13 protein-coding genes are annotated in these 17,900 nt (G+C 69.8%); 6 read left to right on the top strand and 7 right to left on the bottom strand.

Annotated elements, in window-relative coordinates:
• Positions 1–127: 127 nt before the first annotated feature.
• Positions 128–2,116: a M13 family metallopeptidase gene (locus QGN30_RS03800; protein WP_014381440.1), complete on the bottom strand. Its 1,989-nt coding sequence runs from the start codon at positions 2,114–2,116 to the stop codon at positions 128–130.
• A gap of 41 nt (positions 2,117–2,157) precedes the next feature.
• Between QGN30_RS03800 and QGN30_RS03805 the strand changes: the two genes are divergently transcribed.
• Both QGN30_RS03805 and QGN30_RS03810 read left to right on the top strand, forming a co-directional pair.
• The gene (locus QGN30_RS03805) at positions 2,158–2,841 is read left to right on the top strand and encodes a hypothetical protein (protein ID WP_014381439.1); all 684 of its coding nucleotides are present in this window, start codon (positions 2,158–2,160) and stop codon (positions 2,839–2,841) included.
• Entirely contained in the window at positions 2,838–3,521 is a 684-nt protein-coding gene (locus tag QGN30_RS03810; protein WP_009952661.1) for a hypothetical protein, read from the top strand. The genes QGN30_RS03805 and QGN30_RS03810 overlap by 4 nt, the downstream gene beginning before the upstream one ends.
• A gap of 1 nt (position 3,522) precedes the next feature.
• Here the strand turns inward: QGN30_RS03810 and QGN30_RS03815 are convergent, their stop codons facing one another.
• Together QGN30_RS03815 and QGN30_RS03820 are read right to left on the bottom strand one after the other, a co-directional pair.
• Positions 3,523–4,071 carry a helix-turn-helix domain-containing protein gene (locus QGN30_RS03815; RefSeq protein WP_008261906.1) on the bottom strand — a complete coding sequence of 183 codons (549 nt, stop codon included), beginning with the start codon at positions 4,069–4,071 and terminating at the stop codon, positions 3,523–3,525.
• Positions 4,068–7,124, bottom strand: coding sequence for an MMPL family transporter (locus QGN30_RS03820; protein WP_009952659.1), 3,057 nt, complete (start codon positions 7,122–7,124; stop codon positions 4,068–4,070). Before QGN30_RS03820 ends, QGN30_RS03815 begins: the two co-directional genes overlap by 4 nt.
• Positions 7,125–7,465: 341 nt before the next feature.
• On the opposite strand from QGN30_RS03820, the gene QGN30_RS03825 reads away from it, so the two are divergent.
• On the top strand, positions 7,466–8,017 hold the full coding sequence (locus QGN30_RS03825) for a hemophore (protein WP_008261902.1): 552 nt from the start codon (positions 7,466–7,468) through the stop codon (positions 8,015–8,017).
• Here the strand turns inward: QGN30_RS03825 and QGN30_RS03830 are convergent.
• Complete coding sequence (locus QGN30_RS03830) at positions 8,014–9,192, bottom strand: lysylphosphatidylglycerol synthase transmembrane domain-containing protein (protein ID WP_014381434.1); 1,179 nt, start codon at positions 9,190–9,192, stop codon at positions 8,014–8,016. The two genes, QGN30_RS03825 and QGN30_RS03830, sit on opposite strands and share 4 nt — an antisense overlap.
• A 157-nt stretch (positions 9,193–9,349) precedes the next feature.
• Here QGN30_RS03830 and QGN30_RS03835 point away from each other — a divergent pair, with 157 nt between their 5' ends.
• The gene (locus QGN30_RS03835; RefSeq protein ID WP_008261889.1) at positions 9,350–10,492 is read left to right on the top strand and encodes an AI-2E family transporter; all 1,143 of its coding nucleotides are present in this window, start codon (positions 9,350–9,352) and stop codon (positions 10,490–10,492) included.
• A 31-nt stretch (positions 10,493–10,523) separates the two neighbouring features.
• Here the strand turns inward: QGN30_RS03835 and QGN30_RS03840 are convergent, their stop codons facing one another.
• Genes QGN30_RS03840 through trmB form a run of 3 tightly spaced genes read right to left on the bottom strand, consistent with a single transcriptional unit; the run spans position 10,524 to position 14,954 of the window.
• Entirely contained in the window at positions 10,524–13,376 is a 2,853-nt protein-coding gene (locus QGN30_RS03840; RefSeq protein WP_225331552.1) for an MMPL family transporter, read from the bottom strand.
• A gap of 58 nt (positions 13,377–13,434) precedes the next feature.
• Positions 13,435–14,157 (bottom strand): NYN domain-containing protein, encoded by a 723-nt coding sequence (locus tag QGN30_RS03845; protein WP_041787129.1) that lies wholly within the window; start codon positions 14,155–14,157, stop codon positions 13,435–13,437.
• 14 nt (positions 14,158–14,171) lie between these two features.
• The gene (gene trmB, locus QGN30_RS03850; protein WP_179960108.1) at positions 14,172–14,954 is read right to left on the bottom strand and encodes a tRNA (guanosine(46)-N7)-methyltransferase TrmB; all 783 of its coding nucleotides are present in this window, start codon (positions 14,952–14,954) and stop codon (positions 14,172–14,174) included.
• 156 nt (positions 14,955–15,110) lie between these two features.
• Between trmB and QGN30_RS03855 the strand changes: the two genes are divergently transcribed.
• Entirely contained in the window at positions 15,111–16,211 is a 1,101-nt protein-coding gene (locus QGN30_RS03855) for a hypothetical protein (protein ID WP_095763845.1), read from the top strand.
• Positions 16,208–17,764, top strand: a complete 1,557-nt coding sequence (locus tag QGN30_RS03860) for a hypothetical protein (protein ID WP_248923273.1) — start codon at positions 16,208–16,210, stop codon at positions 17,762–17,764. Before QGN30_RS03855 ends, QGN30_RS03860 begins: the two co-directional genes overlap by 4 nt.
• The last annotated feature ends 136 nt before the right edge of the window (positions 17,765–17,900 follow it).

A 17,900-nucleotide genomic window follows, 5' to 3' on the forward strand; every position in this document is an offset into this window, starting at 1 on the left:
GGTACTGACGATTTACTCGTCGCAAGTCAAACGGTGTTCAGCTGCAACTTCTCCGTTGCTTACCTGCGGTCCCTCTAGTACTTCTTCGAAGGCCTTGTCACGACAGCTGGTGCCGTCCGGGTGGGCCTCAGTTCCAGATCTTGACCCGGCGCTCCGGCTCCAGGAACAGCGCGCCGGTGTCGGCGCCGTCGAACGCGTCGTAGAAGGCGTCCATGTTGCGCAACACGCCGTTGCAGCGAAACTCCGGTGGCGAGTGGGGGTCCACCGCCAGCCGCCGGATCGCTTCGGCCTCACGGGATTTGGTGCGCCATACCTGGGCCCAGCCGTAGAACACGCGCTGCACGCCGGTCAGGCCGTCGATCACGGGGGAGGGTTGGCCGTTCAGCGACAGCTGATAGGCCAGCAGCGCGATCGACAACCCACCCAGATCCCCGATGTTCTCCCCGACAGTGAACGCGCCGTTCACATGGTGGCCGCTCGACAGCCCCCTCGGGATGTACGTGTCGTACTGAGCGATGAGGGCCTTTGTGCGAGCACCGAATTCGGCGCGGTCGGCGTCGGTCCACCAGTCGACCAGGTTGCCGTCGCCGTCGTACTTGGCGCCCTGGTCGTCGAAGCCGTGACCGATCTCGTGCCCGATCACCGCGCCGATGCCGCCGTAGTTCGCGGCGTCATCGGCCTCGGCGTCGAAGAACGGCGGCTGCAAAATGGCTGCCGGGAAGACGATTTCGTTCATCCCCGGGTTGTAGTACGCGTTGACCGTCTGCGGGGTCATGAACCACTCGTCCTTGTCCACCGGGCCGCCGAGCTTGGCCAGCTCGCGGTCGTGGTTGACGGCGTACCCGCGCTGGTAGTTGCCGTAGAGGTCGTCGCGGTCGATCACCAGCGTGGAGTAGTCCCGCCATTTCGCCGGGTAGCCGACCTTGGCGGTGAACTTGTCGAGCTTGGCCAGCGCCCGCTCCCGCGTCTGGGGCGTCATCCACTCCAGGTCGTTGATGCTCATCCGGTAGGCCGCCTGCAGGTTGGCCACCAGCTCGTCGATGCGCGCCTTGGCGCCGGGCGGGAAATGCCGTTGCACGTACAGCTTTCCGACGGCGTCGCCCATCAGGCTCTCGACCAGCGAGACCGCCCGCTTCCACCGGTCCCGGATCTGCTCGGTGCCGGTCAACCGGCGGCCGTAGAAGTCGAAGTCCGCGGCCACCACCTCGTCGGTCAGCCAGGCGGCCCGCGCGCGGATCACCCGCCACCGCGCCCAGCTCTTCCACACCTCGAGGTCCTCGCTGCGCCACAGCTCGGCGAATGACCGAACGTAATCCGGTTGGCGCACAACGACTTCCGCGAGCGCTTCGGGCTGGGTGCCCAGCGCGGCGACCCACGTGCCCCAGGCGAAACCCACCGACTCGTCGCGCAGTTCGGCGAACGTGCGCAAGTTGTAGGTGAGGTCGGCGTCGCGGCGCTTGACCACATCCCAATGCGCCTCGGCCAGCCGGGTCTCGAGCGCGACGATGCGCTCGGCGGTCCGGATGTGGCTTTCCGGGTCGCCGCCGAAGACCAGGCCGAACATCCGGGCGATGTGCCCGGGGTACGCCTCGAGCACCTCGGCGTGCTGTTCTTCGCGGTAATAGGACTCGTCGGGCAGCCCGAGTCCGGACTGGGTGAAGTGCACCAGGTAACGGGCCGAGTTCTTGGCGTCGGTGTCCACATACATCGCGACACCGCCGCCCACCCCGGTGCGCTGCAGGGCGCCGAGGGCGGCGGCCAGCGCGTCGGCGTCGGCCGCGTCGTCGATCACGGCCAGTTCGTCGAGCAGCGGGCGCACGCCGCGCCGCTGGACGGTCTCCTCGTCGAGAAAGCTCGCATACAGGTCGCCGATGCGTTGCGCGTCCGCGTCGCCGGCGGCCGCACCCCGCTCGCTGGCCTCGACGATCAGGTCCCGCACCTGCTCCTCGGCGCGGTCGTACAGCTGCCGGAAGGCGCCGTCGGTGGCCCGGTCCGCCGGTATCTCGTATTCGGCCAGCCAGCGGCCGTTGACGTGACCGAACAGGTCGTCTTGGGGGCGGATGCTGTCGTCTACGTAGCTCAGGTCGATGCCCGAGCGGAGGGCCGTATTCGTCACCCCGCCATCCTTCCATCTTTCCCGGGTGCGACGATCGGGCCATGTCCGAGGGCGCGCGCACCGAGCCACCTGCCGAAGAAGATGTCGTCGACGCCGGCGACGACGCCGAAGAGGGCGGCCACCCGACCGCCGACGACGCTGACGACGGCGAACCCGGCGGTGGGGTCTTCTCGCATTATGGGGTGGCGTCAACGGTTCTCGGCCTGCTGTCGGTGGCCGCGGTCGTGCTCGGGGTGATCATCTGGTCCGGCCACCGCGACCAGGTCGCCGAGCGCGGTTATCTGAGCCGCGTCATGCAGACCGCCGCCGGGTGGACCAACGTGCTGATCAACATGAACAGCGGCAACGTCGACGCCAGCCTGCAGCGGCTGCACGACGGCACGGTCGGCGAACTCAACACCTACTTCGACGCCGCCGTGCAGCCCTACCGGGCGGTGGTGGAAAAGCTGCAGTCCAAGAGCGCCGGGCGGATCGACGCGGTGGCGATCGAAACCGTGCACCACGAACTGGACGCCCAGCCCGGCGCCGACAGGCCCCCGGGATCGGAGTCGGTGACCACCAAGCTGCCGCCGTTCGCCAGCCGGACCGACTCGGTGCTGCTGGTCGCCACGTCCGTCAGCGAAAACGCCGGCGCCAAGCCGCAGACCGTGCACTGGAACCTGCGGCTGGACGTGTCCGACGTCGACGGCAAGCTGATGATCTCCGGACTGAGTTCGATCCGATGAGAAACATCTGGCGACTGTTCGCATTCGACATCGCGGCCCCGCTGGCCGCGATCGCCGCGTTGGTGGCCATCGGGGTGGTGCTCGGCTGGCCGCTGTGGTGGGTGTCGGCCTGCTCGGTGCTGGTCCTGCTGATCCTCGAGGGCGTCGCGGTCAACTTCTGGCTGCTGCGCCGCGATTCGGTCAGCCTCGGCACCGACGACGACGCGCCGGGGCTGCGGTTGGCGGTGGCCCTGCTGTGCACGGCCGCCCTGGCGGCGGCCGTCGCAACCGGATACACGCACTGGACGAAGACGGACCGCGACTTCACCGACGACTCCCGCAAGGTCGTGCGGATCGCCACCGGCATGGCCGAGGCCATGGCGTCGTTCAGCCCCACCGCCCCGACCGATGCGATCGACCGGGCCACGGCCATGGTCGTCCCCGAGCATGCGGCGGCGTTCAAGGAGCAGTACACCAAGTCCAGCGCCGAGCTGGGCCAGCACAAGGTCACCGCCCAGGCCGCCACGGTCTCGGCCGGCGTCGAGGCGCTCGGGCCGACGGCGGCCAGCGTCGCGGTGATCCTGCGGGTGACCCAGAACGCGCCGGGCCAGCCACCCAGTCAGGTGGCGCCGGCGCTGCGGGTGACGCTGACCAAGCGCGGTAGCGACTGGCTGGTCGCCGACGTGCTGCCGATCAGGTAGCTCAGTTGGATTCGGCCGAGGGGCCGGACTTCACCTTCACGAACCGGTCCGACAACCGGCGGATGCGGATCATCAGTGCGGCCGTCGGGCTGGTGCTGCCGTCGAGGTAGCCGCCCAGCTCCTCGGGGCTGACCCCGATGCGGGACGCGAACTCCTGCTGCGCGAGTCCCGAGCGGTCGATCAGTAGCCGCACGTGGCGGGCCACCTCGGCGCGCTCGTTGGCGTCCAGGTGGGTGCGGGCGCGCTCGAGCACCTCCCACAGCGCCTTGGCGATGCCGTAGGGGCGGGTGCCGCCGAGGACCTCTTCGACCTGGCGGGCGGTGCGCCCGTACGGGTCGCGCTTCAACGCGCCGGCGATGCGCTTCCAGGTGGCGATGTCACCGCCCTGCAGGGCCGACCGGATGGCGGCGGTCGGCCAGAACTCCACCGGCTGGTCCAGATCCGGAACGGATCCGGACGGCCCCTCGGACGGGCCACCGCCGCGGTTGCGCTGTTCGGGGGCCGGCCGGCGGGGCGGCGGTGGGGGGCGTCGGTCGGATGCCAACGTCACCTCGCCTCCTCCAGCATCGCTACCGCCACGGACAGGCAGCGTTCCCTGATCCCCTCCCAGTCCGAGTTCGCGTCGGCTTCCGACCCCTGGTCTTCCGGGTAGTCGCACGGATCGGGATCTGCGAGTCGACGGACCAACTGGGTGGCGATGCATTGCCGCCTGGACGATTCACAACAGTAATACCTGTCCATTCCGGCCAGCACCACCGCGGCGGTCTCGGGTTCCATCGCATCCACCATGTCTGCAAAGTCGGCATAATCGCGGCGACTGTTACGGCACATGATGAGGTAGCCCTTGAGCCGCAGGGTCTCCGCGCCGGTCGGGACCAGCAACCGGTCGCCGGTGGGCAGCTGCACATGGGTCGTCTCCACCGGGCTGCGCCGCGCGTACCTCGGACGGTCGGTGGCCCCCGCCGGTGCGGCGTCCGGGTCGGTCTCGAGCGCGTCGATCGCCACCGACAGGCGGCCCCGCCACAGCGTCACCGGATGAACGGGCCGGTCCGACCCGGAGATGGCCTTGGCGATACCGTTGCGCGCCGCCAGCCCGCCGACGAGCTTCTTGGGGCCCGACGAACCGTTGGCATGGCCGTTGGTGGCGGTCTTCCTGTCGGCCGCGGTCACCCCGACGGCGACCTTCTCCTCGCCCAGCGCTACCTGGTGGGGGATCTGCCCGGGCCCCAGGCCGCGGGTGCGTTCCTCGTCGGGGCCCGACGAAGCCTGACCGCGGCCGCGACCGCAGCCGCTGAAGGCCAGTGGGTCGGTCACGCAGATGGCGTCGGGCGCCAGGTGCTTGAGCTTGGCGGCGGACTTGAGCACCATCCGCAGGTCCGCGCTGGGCGCCACCAGCGCCGAGATGTCGTCGGGAATGACGACGACGTCGCCGAGGTCGACCTCCGGCAGCGGCCGGTCGAAGTCGACCGACGGCAGCACGCGGGACAGCCACGGCGGCAGCCACCAGTTCCACTGCGCGAACATCGCCATCAACGCCGGAACCATCACCAGCCGCACCACGGTGGCGTCCACCGCGATCGCCACGGCGCAGGCCACGCCGATCTCGGCCACCAGCGGCATGCCGGCGAAGGCGAACCCGACGAACACCGCGATCATGATCAGCGCCGCGCTGGTGATGGTGCGGGCGCTGGTGCTGACGCCGTAGGCCACCGCGTCACGGGTGTTGCCCGAATGCAGGAACCGTTCCCGGATGCGGGTGAGCAGGAAGATCTCGTAGTCCATCGACAACCCGAAGGTCATCGCGAGCACCAACGGGGGAACCGTGCTGTCGATCGAGCTGATCTGGGCGAAGCCGAGATCCTTCAGCCACCCCCACTGGAACACCATCACCAAACTGCCGTAGGCGGCCGCGACCGACAGCAACGTCATCAGTACGCCCTTGAGCGCCAAGAACACCGAGTGGACGGACACCAACAGCATCACGAACGCGATCAGCGCGACGAAGCCCAGCACCAACGGTTCGGTCGCCGACACCTGGTCGTCGAAGTCCTTGATCAGCGCGGTCGGGCCGCCGACGTCCACGCGCGCGGTCCCCAACTGTTGGACCTTGGGGAGCTCCGCGCGCATCCAGCCCACGGTTTCGCGGGCCCGCATGTCCTCGGGGTCCACCGACAGCACCGCGGACAGCAGCGCGCTGCCGTTGTCCTCGGCGTACTGGGGCGGTGACACCGAGACGATGTTCGGCGCCTGCGTCATCCGCTGGCGGACCGCGCCGACGGTGTGGCTGTGCTCGGGCGAGGCCGCCCCGCCCTCGGGGAAGTTGATCAGCACCCGGATCGGCCCGAGCGCGCCCGGACCGAGCGCCTGGGCGGCGGCGCCGACGCCGGCGCGGATCTCGTGGGACGAGTCGAACTGGCGTAACAGGCTGTTGCCCAACACCATTGACGCCGCGGGCGCGGCCATCACGAGCAGCACCAGCGACGCCGCCAGCGCGGACATCCACGGCCGGCGCATCACCCATCCGATCCACCGGTTCCAGAACCGCGACTGGGTGCTTTCGGGCCGACGGGACCAGTGCAGGAAGCCCGACCGCTTGGCGGCCGCCCGGCCGAACGTCGCCAGCGCCGCAGGTGTCAGGGTGGTCGAGGTCAGCATCGCGACGGCGACGGCCAGGATCGCGCCGGTGGCCATCGACTTCAGCGCCGGGGTGTTGATCACGTAGATCCCGGTGAGAGACGCGACGACGGTCGCCCCGGACAACACCACGGCCAGCCCGGAGGTCGCCATCGCGGCGTCGACGGCCTCGCGGGGCTGGCGCCCGCTGCGCAGTTCCTCGCGGAAACGCATCAAGATGAACAGCGAATAGTCCACGGCCAGCGCGATCCCGAACATCGACACCGTCGAGGTCACGAACACCGACATGGTGGTGTAAGCGGAGAGCAGGTACACCAGGCCCATCGTCACCACGACCGTGCACACGCCCAGTGCCAGAGGGATCGCCGCGGCGGCCAGTGAGCCGAACACGGCGAGCAGGACGATGAGGATCACCGGCAGGTTCCACCGTTCCGCGGCGGCGATGTCGTGCTTGGTGTTGGCGGCCGCGGCGGCGCTCAGCGCGCCCTGGCCGATGACGTAGAGCCGCACCCGGCCGTTGGCGGTCTGGCCGGGCTGGTCGCCCTTGATGCCGACCTTCGTGCGGAGCTTCTTGGCGACGTCGCTGGTGTTGCGGGAATCGAGCCGCACCGACAGCACGTAGGGGCGATCGGGTTGCGGCGGCCGCTGGGTGGGGTTGGGGATCTCCGAGGTGCCGGGGACCTCGGCGGTGAGCCGTCGCAACTGTGCGACCGCCTCGTTCATGTCCTGGTAGGTGGCGTCGGCGCGGGGCGCGGCCACCAGCGCCAGCGATGACCCGCCCTGGTCGTGGTAGAGCTCCTCGAGCTGGTCGTGGACCGCCAGCGATTGGGAACCGGCCACGTCGAAACCGCCGCCGGTGAGGTTGCCGGATTGCGTCAGCGCCAGGTAGACCGCAGGAACCAACGCCAGCAACCAGCCTGTGAAGACCAACCAGCGGTACTTACGCAGGCTGCGGCTGAGGCGCATCATCAACTGCTGGATTTTTCTCGCTCCCCGGTTCTCGCGTAACGCGTGCAGGCGAGGATACCGGAGCACGCTGTGGTTTATGTGGGGTTATGTAGTTCCTGAGCTGCGGTGACGGCGTCGTTGCCAAGAAGCTGCGGAGTCGTTGTGAACCGGTGACCAAGCGGGATCTCGGTCACATCCGCAGTTCGCGGCTGGCCGGGCGATATCGGCGGTGGCAGGATGTCGGTTGGCCTGGCGGGTCCTCGGGGGATTCATTGGGACCCGGCCATCGGTAAGGCCGTCCATTGCAGCTGTTTGCGACGCGCTCATCCGTGGCGGTCCGCGCAAACTGTGAGGAGTTCTCGATGACGACAGGCAGCGCTGGACGGCGTGGCAAAATCTTGGCCGGCCTGATCGCCGCCGCCGCGCCCGGCGCCGCCCTCGCGGTGCTCGCCGGTCCGCCGGCGACCGGCGCCAACGATCCGTGCGCGGCCAGCGAGGTCGCCCGCACCATCGGCTCGGTCTCGAAGTCGATGGGTGACTATCTGGATTCGCACCCCGAGACCAACCAGACGATGACCTCGATGCTGCAGCAGCAGGCGGGGCCGCAGTCGCTGAGCGGGCTGAAGAGCTACTTCGACGCCAACCCGAAGGTCGCCGGGGACATGACGTCCATCGCGCAACCCCTGACCAGCCTGTCGCTGCAGTGCAAGCTGCCGATCTCGATCCCGCAGATGATGGGCATGATGCAGCAGGCGCAGGGGGCCGCGGGCGCCCTGCCCGCGCTTCCCGGTAACCCCCCGGGCGCCTCCCCGCTGGGCGGAACGGGCGCCCCGCCCGCCGCGCCGCAGCCCGCTCCTCTCCCTGCCGGCACCAACCCGCTCTCGGGCCCGCCGCGCGGAAACACCGTCGGCTAGCTGTCCCGGCCCTCGGTCTCCGGGTTTCGGTCGGGCGGCAGCGGCCCCTGCAGGGCGGCCTCGGTCGGGTCGGCGGAAGCGTCGCCCGGCTGCGGCACGATCGGCAGCGGACCGGTGATCGGGTCGTCGTCGGAGTCGTCGACGTTCTCGGTGCGGAACACGAAGAAGAACACCACCCAGCCGACCGCGGCGATGAGCAGCCAGCTGATCAGCCGGTATATCAGCATGGCCGAGATCGCGCTCGACAGGGACATCCCGCTCGAGACCAGCCCCGGCACCAGCACCGCCTCGACGACCAGCAGCCCGCCGGGCATCAGCGGGATGGTGCCGACCGCGCGGGCCGCGGCGTAGGCGACGGTCAGCCCGGCCACCGACGCGTGATCCCCGGCGGCGTACGCGGCGAAGCCGAGGCAGGCGACGTCGGCGACCCAGTTGAACATCGACCACCCGAACGCCACCCCCAGGTCGCGGCGGCCCAGGCTCACCGATTCGAGCTGCATCAGCGTCTCGCGCCACTTGTCCAGGCCGGTGTCGGCGGGCTTTCCGCGCACCGAGTTGACCCACGCCAGGACCCGGCTGCCGATGCCTTCGATCAGCTCCGGCCGCGAGGCGACGGCCTGCGCCAGCAGCAGCAGGGCGACGAAACCGCCGAGCGTGAACAGCAACGAGAACGGGTTGTTCTTCGCGCCCAGCAGGAAAGCGCCGCCCAACCCGAGCAAAGCCAATCCCACCGCCTGCAGCACGCCCGACATCACCAGCTGCCACGACGCCACCACCGTCGAGGCACCCCAGAGCCGTTGCTGGCGGAACAGGAACGTCGCCGACAGCACGGGCCCGCCGGGCAGCGTGGTGCTCAGCGAGTTGGCCGCATAGAACGCGGCCTCCGAGCGCAGTTGCTTGACGTGCACCCCGGCCGACTTGAGCAGGGTGCGCTGGATCTGGGCAAAGCTGTGCATGGACGCGGCCGCCGCCACGACCGAGGCGAGCAACCACCACCAGTTCGCCTCGTACAGGCTCATCCACGCCTTGGCCAGCTGATCCCAGCCCAGGGAAACCTCGACGGCAAGCACGATGGCAACCATCCCGAGGATGACCCAGCGCACCCACCAGTACTTCCCGCGCGGGGTTTGTTCGCGCGGGAAGTCGAGATTGCGGGCGGGTGCGTCGTGCGACACGTGATTTAGGGTAACGGTGCAGGTGGCGCGGCGATCGCTGCGCGCCGCCGACTGTGTCGCCGTCGTAACCGGATCGTGCCGGCTCCGACGGCTGCGGGCGACGCGCAGCCCGTCGCGAACCGATTCGGGGCGGCGCCGCTACCGATAGGCTGGCCAGATGTCAGCAAACGTCGACGACGCGTCGGTGGAACCCGTAGTACGCAAGACCGCAGCCTGGGCGTGGCGTTTGCTCGTCATCCTGGCCGCCGCGGTTGCCCTGTTGTGGGTGGTCAAGAAGCTCGAAGTCATCGTCGTTCCGGTGCTGGTGGCGCTGCTGCTGAGCGCGCTGCTGGTGCCGGTGGTCGACTGGCTGGACCGGCGGGGCCTGCCCCGCGGCGGCGCGGTGGCGCTGGTGTTGCTGGGCGGCTTCGCGATCCTGGGCGGCATCCTGGCGTTCGTCATCCTGCAGTTCATCGACGGCCTGCCCGGCCTGACCGAACAGGTGACGCAGAGCATCGAGTCGACCCGCCGGTGGCTGATCAACGGGCCCGCGCATCTGCGCAGCGAACAGATCGACAGCGCGGGCAACGCCGCCATCGAGGCGCTGCACAACAACCAGGCCAAGCTGACCAGCGGCGCGCTGTCTACCGCGGCGACCGTCACCGAGCTGGTAACGGCTGCTGTGCTGGTGCTGTTCACGCTGATCTTCTTTCTCTACGGTGGCCGCAACATCTGGCGGTACGTGGTGCAGATCATCCCCGCCCACGTCCGCGACCGGGTGCACGAAGCCGGCAACGCCGGGTACGGGTCGCTGATCGGGTACGTGCGGGCCACCTTTCTGGTGGCGCTGACCGACGCGGCCGGGGTGGGCGCGGGCCTGGCGATCATGGGCATTCCGCTGGCGCTGCCGCTGGCCTCGCTGGTCTTCCTGGGTGCCTTCATCCCGCTGATCGGTGCGCTGATTTCCGGCCTGCTGGCCGTGGTGGTCGCCCTGTTGGCCAAGGGCATCGTGTACGCGCTCATCACGCTGGGGGTGTTGATCGCGGTCAACCAGATGGAGGCCCACCTGCTGCAACCGCTGGTGATGGGCCGCGCGGTCTCGATCCACCCGCTCGCCGTGGTGCTGGCCATTTCCACCGGCGGCGTGCTCGCCGGGATCGTCGGGGCCCTGCTGGCCGTCCCGACGGTCGCGTTCCTCAACAACGCGTTCCAGGTGCTGCTGGCGCCCAATCCCGAGGCGGAAGCCGAGAAGCAGACCGAGGAGGCGGACGAGAAGAACGCCATCCTGCAGGCCGAGCCGGACAAACCGGGCTCCGACTGAGACCAGCGTCAAGAGGCGCCGGGGCGCTTTCCTATAACCGTCCCTCGCGGCGCAGCAGATCCGCCGCGGACAGCCCGCCGCCGGAGCGGCGCCGCTGCCGCGCCGGGTCGCCGTTCTCGCCCTGGCCGCGGGGGTTCACCGCGTCGCCGGGGGCGTCGTTGTCGGGGTCGTCGGGCCGGTTGCCGGGGACGGGGATGGCCCGGGTCTGATCGCCGGACGGCGGCGCCGTCGGCGGACGCTGGGGTGCCTGCGGGGCCGGCGGCGAGGGCTTGGCCGGGGGGCGCGGTTCGGCCGGCCGGTCCCGGCCCGGGGCGCCCTGCGCGGCGAAACGTGTGGTCTTGGCCTCGGTCGGCTGGTTCGGCCGGGCCGGGATGCGGGTGGTGTCCACGCTGTCGTCGGCCCGTGTGGTCGACGCGCTCGGGGTGGGTTCCTTTGCGGGCCTGGGTTCCGGCGCCGGGCGCGCCGGTCGCGACGGCTCCAGCGGCGCGGGGTGGGTGGGGTCGTGCGGCGGACGCGGCGCGGCGGCGACCAGGCTGGCCGCCACCGGCGGCCGCGCGGGGCGCCCGTTGAGCGTCGGCCGCTTGCGCTCGTCGGGCAGATCGATCTCGCCCAGCCCGATCTTGTTCTGCAGGCGCCGGGCCCAGCGCGGCGCCCACCAGCAGTCGTCGCCGAGCAACTTCATCACCGACGGCACCAGGAACATCCGGACGACGGTCGCGTCCAGCAGCAGCGCCGCCATCAGACCGAACGCCAGATACTTCATCAACACCAGGTCGGAGAACACGAACGAGCCCGCGACCACGGCCAGCACCAGCGCGGCGGCCGTGATCAGGCGGCCGGTGGTCGCGGTGCCGATCCGGATGGCCTCGGCGGTCGACATGCCGCGTTCGCGCGCCTCGACCATGCGCGAGACCAGGAACACCTCGTAGTCGGTGGCCAGGCCGAAACCGACGGCGACAACCAGCGCGATGACCACCACCATCAGCGGGGTCGGCGTGAAATTCAGCACGCCCGACAGGTGACCGTCGACGAAGATCCACGTCAGGATTCCCATCGTGGATCCCAGCGTGAGAGCGCTCATCACCGCGGCCTTGACGGGCAACACCACCGAGCCGAACGCCAGGAACATCAACAGCATGGTGGCGCCGAGCAACAGCACCAGCATCAGCGGAGCCTTGTCGAACAGGCTGTGGATGCTGTCCTGCTCCAGCGCCGGGGTGCCGCCTACATAGAGATTCAGCCCCTTCGGGGGGTTGACCGCCCGCAGTTCGGTGATCTTCTTGGCGGCGTCGTTCTTGTTGACCAGGCCGTTCTGGATCACCCGCACCGAGCCGTCCTTGGGCACCGTGGTCCCGTTGGGACCGGCGACGCAGGGATTGCCGGCGATGGTCGGACAGGCCCGCTCCTCCCATTGCTTGTCGGTGAACCCGCCGATCGAGGAGATCCTGTTGCGGATGTCGGCCACCTGCTGGTCGGTGACCTTGCTGTGGTTGTCGCTCTGGATCACCACCGTCAGCTGCTCGGTGCGGTAGCCGGGGAATCGCTTGTCGAAGTGTTCCTGCGCCAGGCGCACGGCGTTGTCGGGCGGCAGATACTTCTCGCTCATGCCGCCGAACGAGAGGTTGCCCAGGGGGATGACCAGCAGGATCATGCCGACGGCGATCGGGATGGCAAACGCCAACGGCCGCTTCATCACCCAGTTGACGAGTTTGCCCCAGAAGCCGGCCTCGACCTCCTCGCGGGTCTTGGTCTTCTGTAGCCGGTCGGCGAGCCAGTTCAGGTAGGCGCGTGAATACTTCCAGTTGCGCAGGAACGGCACCCGGAACGCGGTCCGCACGCCCAGCGCGTCGACGTGGCGGCCGAGGATGCCCAGGCAGGCCGGCAGGAACGTGATCGACAACAGCGCGGCAAGCCCCACCGCCGCGAAGATCGCGTAGGTCAGCGAATGCACGAAGCCCTGGGGCAACACCAACAGGCTGGCGCTCGAGGCGATGATCAGCACCGCCGAGAACGTCACTGTGCGCCCGGCCGTCATCACGGTTCTTCGCACGGCGGCCTCGGTGTCGTAGCCCTCGGCGATCTCCTCGCGGAACCGGCTCACGACGAACAGCCCGTAGTCGATGGCGATACCCAGGCCGATCAGCGAGACCACCGGCTGGGCGAAGAAGTGCACCGGCCCGAACAGGGAGACCAGCCGCAGGATGCCCAGCGAGCCCGCAATGCTCAGCCCGCCGACGATGGCCGGCAGGCCGGCGGCGACCGCGCCGCCGAACACCAGGAACAGGACCACTGCCACCAGCGGCACCGCGAGGACCTCCATGCGGCGCTGGTCGGTTGCGATCGTGCCGGTCAGGGCGTTGGCGATCGGCTCGAGGCCGGCCAGCTCCACGTTGCCGCCGCCGAGCTTCTGCAGGCCGGGCGCGATGGCCTTGTAGTTGTTGAGGATGCTGTCGTCGTCGTCGCCCTTGAGCGGGACGCTGACGAAGGTGTGCTTCTTGTCCTCGCTGACCATCCCCTTGATCACGGGGTTGTCGCTATTGGGGGCCGCCAGCCAGCCCGCCCACCCGACGACCTGGTCGGGATGATCGGCCTTGAACTTGTTGAGCTCGGCGACGACCTTTTCCCGCCACGCCGGGTCCTCGACCGTCTTGCCGTCGGGGGCGGTGAACGTCGCGACGACGTGGCTGGTGCGGTCGCGGCCGTAGGTCTCGTCCCCCAGCACCGAGGCTTTGACGGACTGACTGCCGTCGTCGTAGAAGCCGCTCTGTGTAACATGCTTGCCCAGGCTGATGCCGAAGACGCCGCCGAGCAGACACAGAGCTACCGTGACCCCGATCACGATGTACCGATACCGGTACACAGTTCGACCCCACCAGGCGAACACGCAAGCTCCTTACTGGATCGTCTTAGTCGTCAACGACCCGCGCACTGGTTGTTCAGTGTCACACACGCGCGGTCAACAGCGCTGACAGCGGCCGGAACGGCTGCAGCCATGCGCCCTGGTCAGGCAGCGAATCCAGGCCGATCCGCGGCAATGGTTCCCGGAAGACGCCGGCGATCTCCTCCAGGTCAACGAAGTCCAAGGTATCCGACGCTAGCGCCCAACTCGCATGTTCGCGAAATCCGATCACTTGGACGCTGGTGCCGGTCCGGGCGATCTCCTCGAGCGGTTGGCGGAACGCCTGTCCGTCGGCCGAGGCCACCACCAGGGACGCCAGCCCTTCGGTCCGCCGGAGTTCGATATGGGCCAGCATGTCGCGGTCGACGTCGCTGTCCTCATCGATCTTCGGCTTGGCGAACACCGCGAACCCCACGTTACGCAATGCGTCCACCCAAGGCCGGACGACGTCGGCGCTGCCCGGCGCGATGTTGGTGAACACGGTGGCCTCGGGCTCGACGACGACGCCCGGTCGCTGCGCGCTGATCTCGGCCGTGCGCGACAGCAGCCAGCGTCCCAGGGCGTCGAACCGTGGGCGTTCCAAGGCGGTCGGCCGGCGACCCAGGATCGAGCCCAGGCCCATGTCGAGGTTGGGGGCGTCCCACACCAGCAATACGCGTCCGCCGGACGGCGAAAAGCCGCCCAGGGCGCCCACGCCGTCGTCGGGCAGCACCGCCGGCGGCGCGACGGGTTCCGCGCCGGCGTTGGTCGTCTCAGTCAGGCTCATCACTCATCGCCTACTCATCGTTTAAGCCAAACGAACTCGGTGACGGCGCTGCCCGCTTCTTGGGCTTTCGTCTCGTACTTGGTGGTCGGGCGGACAGTCGAGATGGGCAGCGGGGTTTCGGGCTCCGCCCGGCGCAACCGGGACTCGCCCGCGCCGACTTCGGCGATGTGCTCGGCGTAGCCGGCGTGGTCCGTCGCAACGTGGAGGACACCACCAGGGAGTAGCCGGTCGGCTATCAAGCCAACCGTGCCCGGCTGCAGGAACCGGCGCTTGTGGTGCCGCGCCTTGGGCCACGGATCGGGGAAGAAGACGCGGACCCCGGTCAGCGAAGCCGGGGCGATGAGCCGCTGCAGCACGTCGAGCGCGTTGCCGCGGACCAATCGGATGTTGGTCACCGCGTCGCGGTCGATCGCGCACAGCAACTGCGCCAGCCCCCGCCGGTAGATCTCGACCGCGATCACATCGACGTCGGGCTCGTCCTTGGCCATCGCCAGCGTCGATGTGCCGCTGCCACAACCGATTTCGAGCACCAGCGGCGCCTGGCGCCCGAACCACGAGCGGGTGTCCAGCGGCGGCTCGTCGCCGACGGTCCCGTCGGCGGGGGCGCCCACCGACAGGCCGAGGTCGGGCCAGCGCCGCTCCCACGTCTGGCGCTGCGCGTCGGACAGCGCGGATCGTCGCGACCGAAACGCCGTCGCGGGCAGGTAGCGCTGGTCGGGGCGGGCCGATTCCCCGATCGGCGTGTCGGCAGACATCGCCACCCCGCGCTGCGCATGCATTTGTCCATGGTGGCCTATAAACCTCGGATGTAGCCGCCCCTGGTCCGGATTGATACCCAACAGTTGCCTTGAACTGGTAACTGATTAACGGTGGCTCGCTTCTTGGCGACGTGAATGCCACCATTCGGTGGGACCGACGGGGCGATCGGGTCATTCGGACCGAACAGGCGGGGTATGAGGGGACAAGGACACCAGATTTTCGTCGACGAGCTGACGCGGTTTGCCGACGGCGTCGTCGATCCGCGCGTGACGGCGATCGCCACGCGAACCGCCGCACCCCTGCGCGTCGTGGTTCGCGGCCGCCGGGGGGTCGGCCGCCGCACGGTGGCCCGCGCGCTGGACCGCGCGGGAAGCGCGTCGGGGATCGCGGCCGACCTCCAGCTGAACGCGGCGGCGCCCGATCCCGGCGCGGACGCGGTGGTCTACGTGGTCGCCGAGGTGGTCAAGCCCGAGGACGCCCACGCCATCGCGGCCGCCGGGCAGCCGGTGGTGGCGGTGCTGAACAAGGCCGACCTGTCGGGCCGGCGCGGCGACGGGCCGATCGCGGCGGCCCGGGCGCGGTGCGCCGATCTGTCGGCGCTGATCGGCGCTCCCATGGAACCGATGATCGGCCTGCTCGCGGTCGCGCTCGACGAGCTCGACAAAGCCGACGACCACGCGCTGTGGGCGGCGCTGCACACGCTCGCCACGCACCCCGGCGCCGCCGCGTGCCTCGACGGCTCGTTCGCCGGGTTCCTGGCGGCGGACGGCCCGGTGCCGGCCGGCGTGCGTCAGCGCCTGCTGGACACCCTCGACCTGTTCGGCACCGCGCTGGCCGTCGCCGCGATCCGCCAGGGCAGAACCCCGGCGCAGGTGCGCGCCCTGCTGCGCCGGATGAGCGGCGTCGACGCCGTCCTGGCCAAGGTCGGCGCGCTGGGCGCCGAGGTGCGCTACCAGCGGGTGCTCGGGGCCGTCGCGGAATTGGAGGCGCTGGCCGCCGGTGGCGGCCAGCTCGGCGAGCGGATCGGCGGGTTCCTGTCCCGCGACGGCACGGTGGTCGCCCGGATGGCGGCCGCGGTGGATCTGGCCGAGGCGGCCGGGCTGGACCCGGGCGGCCCCGGGCCGGCCGGTGTCGACCGCGACCCGTCCGCGCACCTGCCGCGCGCGGTGCGGTGGCAGCGCTACAGCCGCGCCTCGGCCAGCGAACTGCACCGCGCCTGCGGCGCGGACATCGCCCGCGGATCGCTGCGGCTGTGGTCGCAGGCCTGCGCGTCACTGCCGGGGGAATCCTGGTGAGCGGCGGCGATCCCATCGCCCAGGTGGACGCGATGGTGGCCGCGGTCGCGCCGGACCTGGATCCGCCGGCCGTGCACCGCTGCGACGTGGTCCTGGTGACCGGCCCGTGGATGGCCGGGGTCAGCGCGGTGGCCACGGCGCTGCAAGGCCGCCTGCCGCAGCACAAGTTCGTGGAGTCGACGGACCTGGGACCCGGCGAGGTGCCGATGGCGGTGGTGTTCGTCGTGTCCGCGGCGGCCCATCTGACTGCCTCCGACTGCGCGCTGCTGGACGCCGCGACCGAGCACACCGACGCGGTAGTGGGGGTGGTGTCCAAGATCGACGTGCACCGGAGTTGGCGTGAGGTGGTCGACGCCAATCGCGAAGCGCTGGCCGCACATTCGCCGCGCTACGGCCGGGCGCCGTGGGTGGGCGCGGCCGCCCTGCCCGATGCCGGTGAGCCGGACGTCGACGCCCTGGTCGCCGCCGTCTCGGCGCAACTCGACGACCCCGACCTCCCCCGGCGAAACAGGTTGCGGGCGTGGGAATCTCGCCTACAGACCATCAAACGGCGGTTCGACCGCGACGTCGAGGGATCCGGTCGTCGCGCGCGGGTCGAGGCGCTGCGCGAGGAACGCAGCACGGCGTTGCAGCGGCGGCGTCAAGCGAAGAGCGAACGCACCATCACCCTGCGGGGTCAGATCCAGCAGGCTCGGGTGCAGTTGTCGCACTCCGCGCGCAACCAATGCGCGACGGCGCGCACCGAGCTGCAGGAACACGCGGCCGGGTTGTCGCGGCGCGACATGTCCGGGTTCGAGGCGCACACCCGCGCCCGCCTCGACGAGGTGGTGGCCGAGGTCAGCGACGGCACGGACACGCAGCTGTCCGACGTCGCGCAGGCGGTGGGTGTGCCGGTGGACCTGCCGGCCCTCGAGAAGATGCCGGAGGTCGACGTCTCGGCGCCGCCGCTGAAGTCGCGCCGGCAGGAAACCTGGCTGATGATCGTGCTGGGCGTCGGCTTCGGGCTGGGGGTGGCGCTCACGCTGAGCCGGCTGATGAGCGGCGTGGTCTCGCGGCTCAACCCCGCGCTGGCGGTCGTCGCGGCGGTGGTGTGTGTGGTGATCTCGGTGGCGCTCACCTTCCTGGTGATCAACATTCGCGCCCTGCTGCATGACCGGGCGCTGCTGGACCGCTGGGCGGGCGACGCGACGTCCTCGCTGCGCTCGGTGGTCGAGGAACTGGTCGCGACCCGGGTGCTGGTCGCCGAGTCCGTGCTCAGCAAAGCCTTGCTCGCCCACGACGAGGCCGAGAACGCGCAGGCGTCCGCCGCCGTCGGCGTCATCGACACCGAACTGCGCGAGCACGCCCTGGCCGCCGCGCGGGCCGCGGCCGCGCGGGATCGGGAGATGCCCGCGGTCGCCGCCGCCCTGCGGGCGGTGCGTGCAGAACTCGGAGAACCGGGTATACAACCGGCTGAAAGTCCCGCCGAAACCGGCGACGGTGACGAAACCGAAAAACCCGCTTCGAGGAGCGAAGATGGCGACCCGTCGGGAGCTTCTGAATCGTTGTTGTGAGAAGGCTTATACCTGCCCGAGACTTCCCCGACAAGTTCCTCACGATAACCTGTAGTTAACGCCACCAAGTCCTTAATTATGTGGGCGACGGCATACCGAGCAACACAAGCCCGATACGCAACGGATCCAGGAGAGT

The sequence above is a fragment of the Mycobacterium sp. 3-98 genome, from assembly GCF_035918355.1.
In the GTDB taxonomy this organism is placed as follows: Bacteria; Actinomycetota; Actinomycetes; order Mycobacteriales; family Mycobacteriaceae; genus Mycobacterium; species Mycobacterium intracellulare.

Bases quoted from the DNA above. Each gene is read 5' to 3' on its own strand.
- QGN30_RS03855 (WP_095763845.1), top strand. From the start codon at position 15,111: ATGAGGGGACAAGGACACCAGATTTTCGTCGACGAGCTGACGCGGTTT.
- QGN30_RS03810 (WP_009952661.1), top strand. From the start codon at position 2,838: ATGAGAAACATCTGGCGACTGTTCGCATTCGACATCGCGGCCCCGCTG.
- QGN30_RS03825 (WP_008261902.1), top strand. From the start codon at position 7,466: ATGACGACAGGCAGCGCTGGACGGCGTGGCAAAATCTTGGCCGGCCTG.
- QGN30_RS03820 (WP_009952659.1), bottom strand. From the start codon at position 7,124: ATGATGCGCCTCAGCCGCAGCCTGCGTAAGTACCGCTGGTTGGTCTTC.
- QGN30_RS03845 (WP_041787129.1), bottom strand. From the start codon at position 14,157: ATGAGCCTGACTGAGACGACCAACGCCGGCGCGGAACCCGTCGCGCCG.
- QGN30_RS03835 (WP_008261889.1), top strand. From the start codon at position 9,350: ATGTCAGCAAACGTCGACGACGCGTCGGTGGAACCCGTAGTACGCAAG.
- QGN30_RS03805 (WP_014381439.1), top strand. From the start codon at position 2,158: ATGTCCGAGGGCGCGCGCACCGAGCCACCTGCCGAAGAAGATGTCGTC.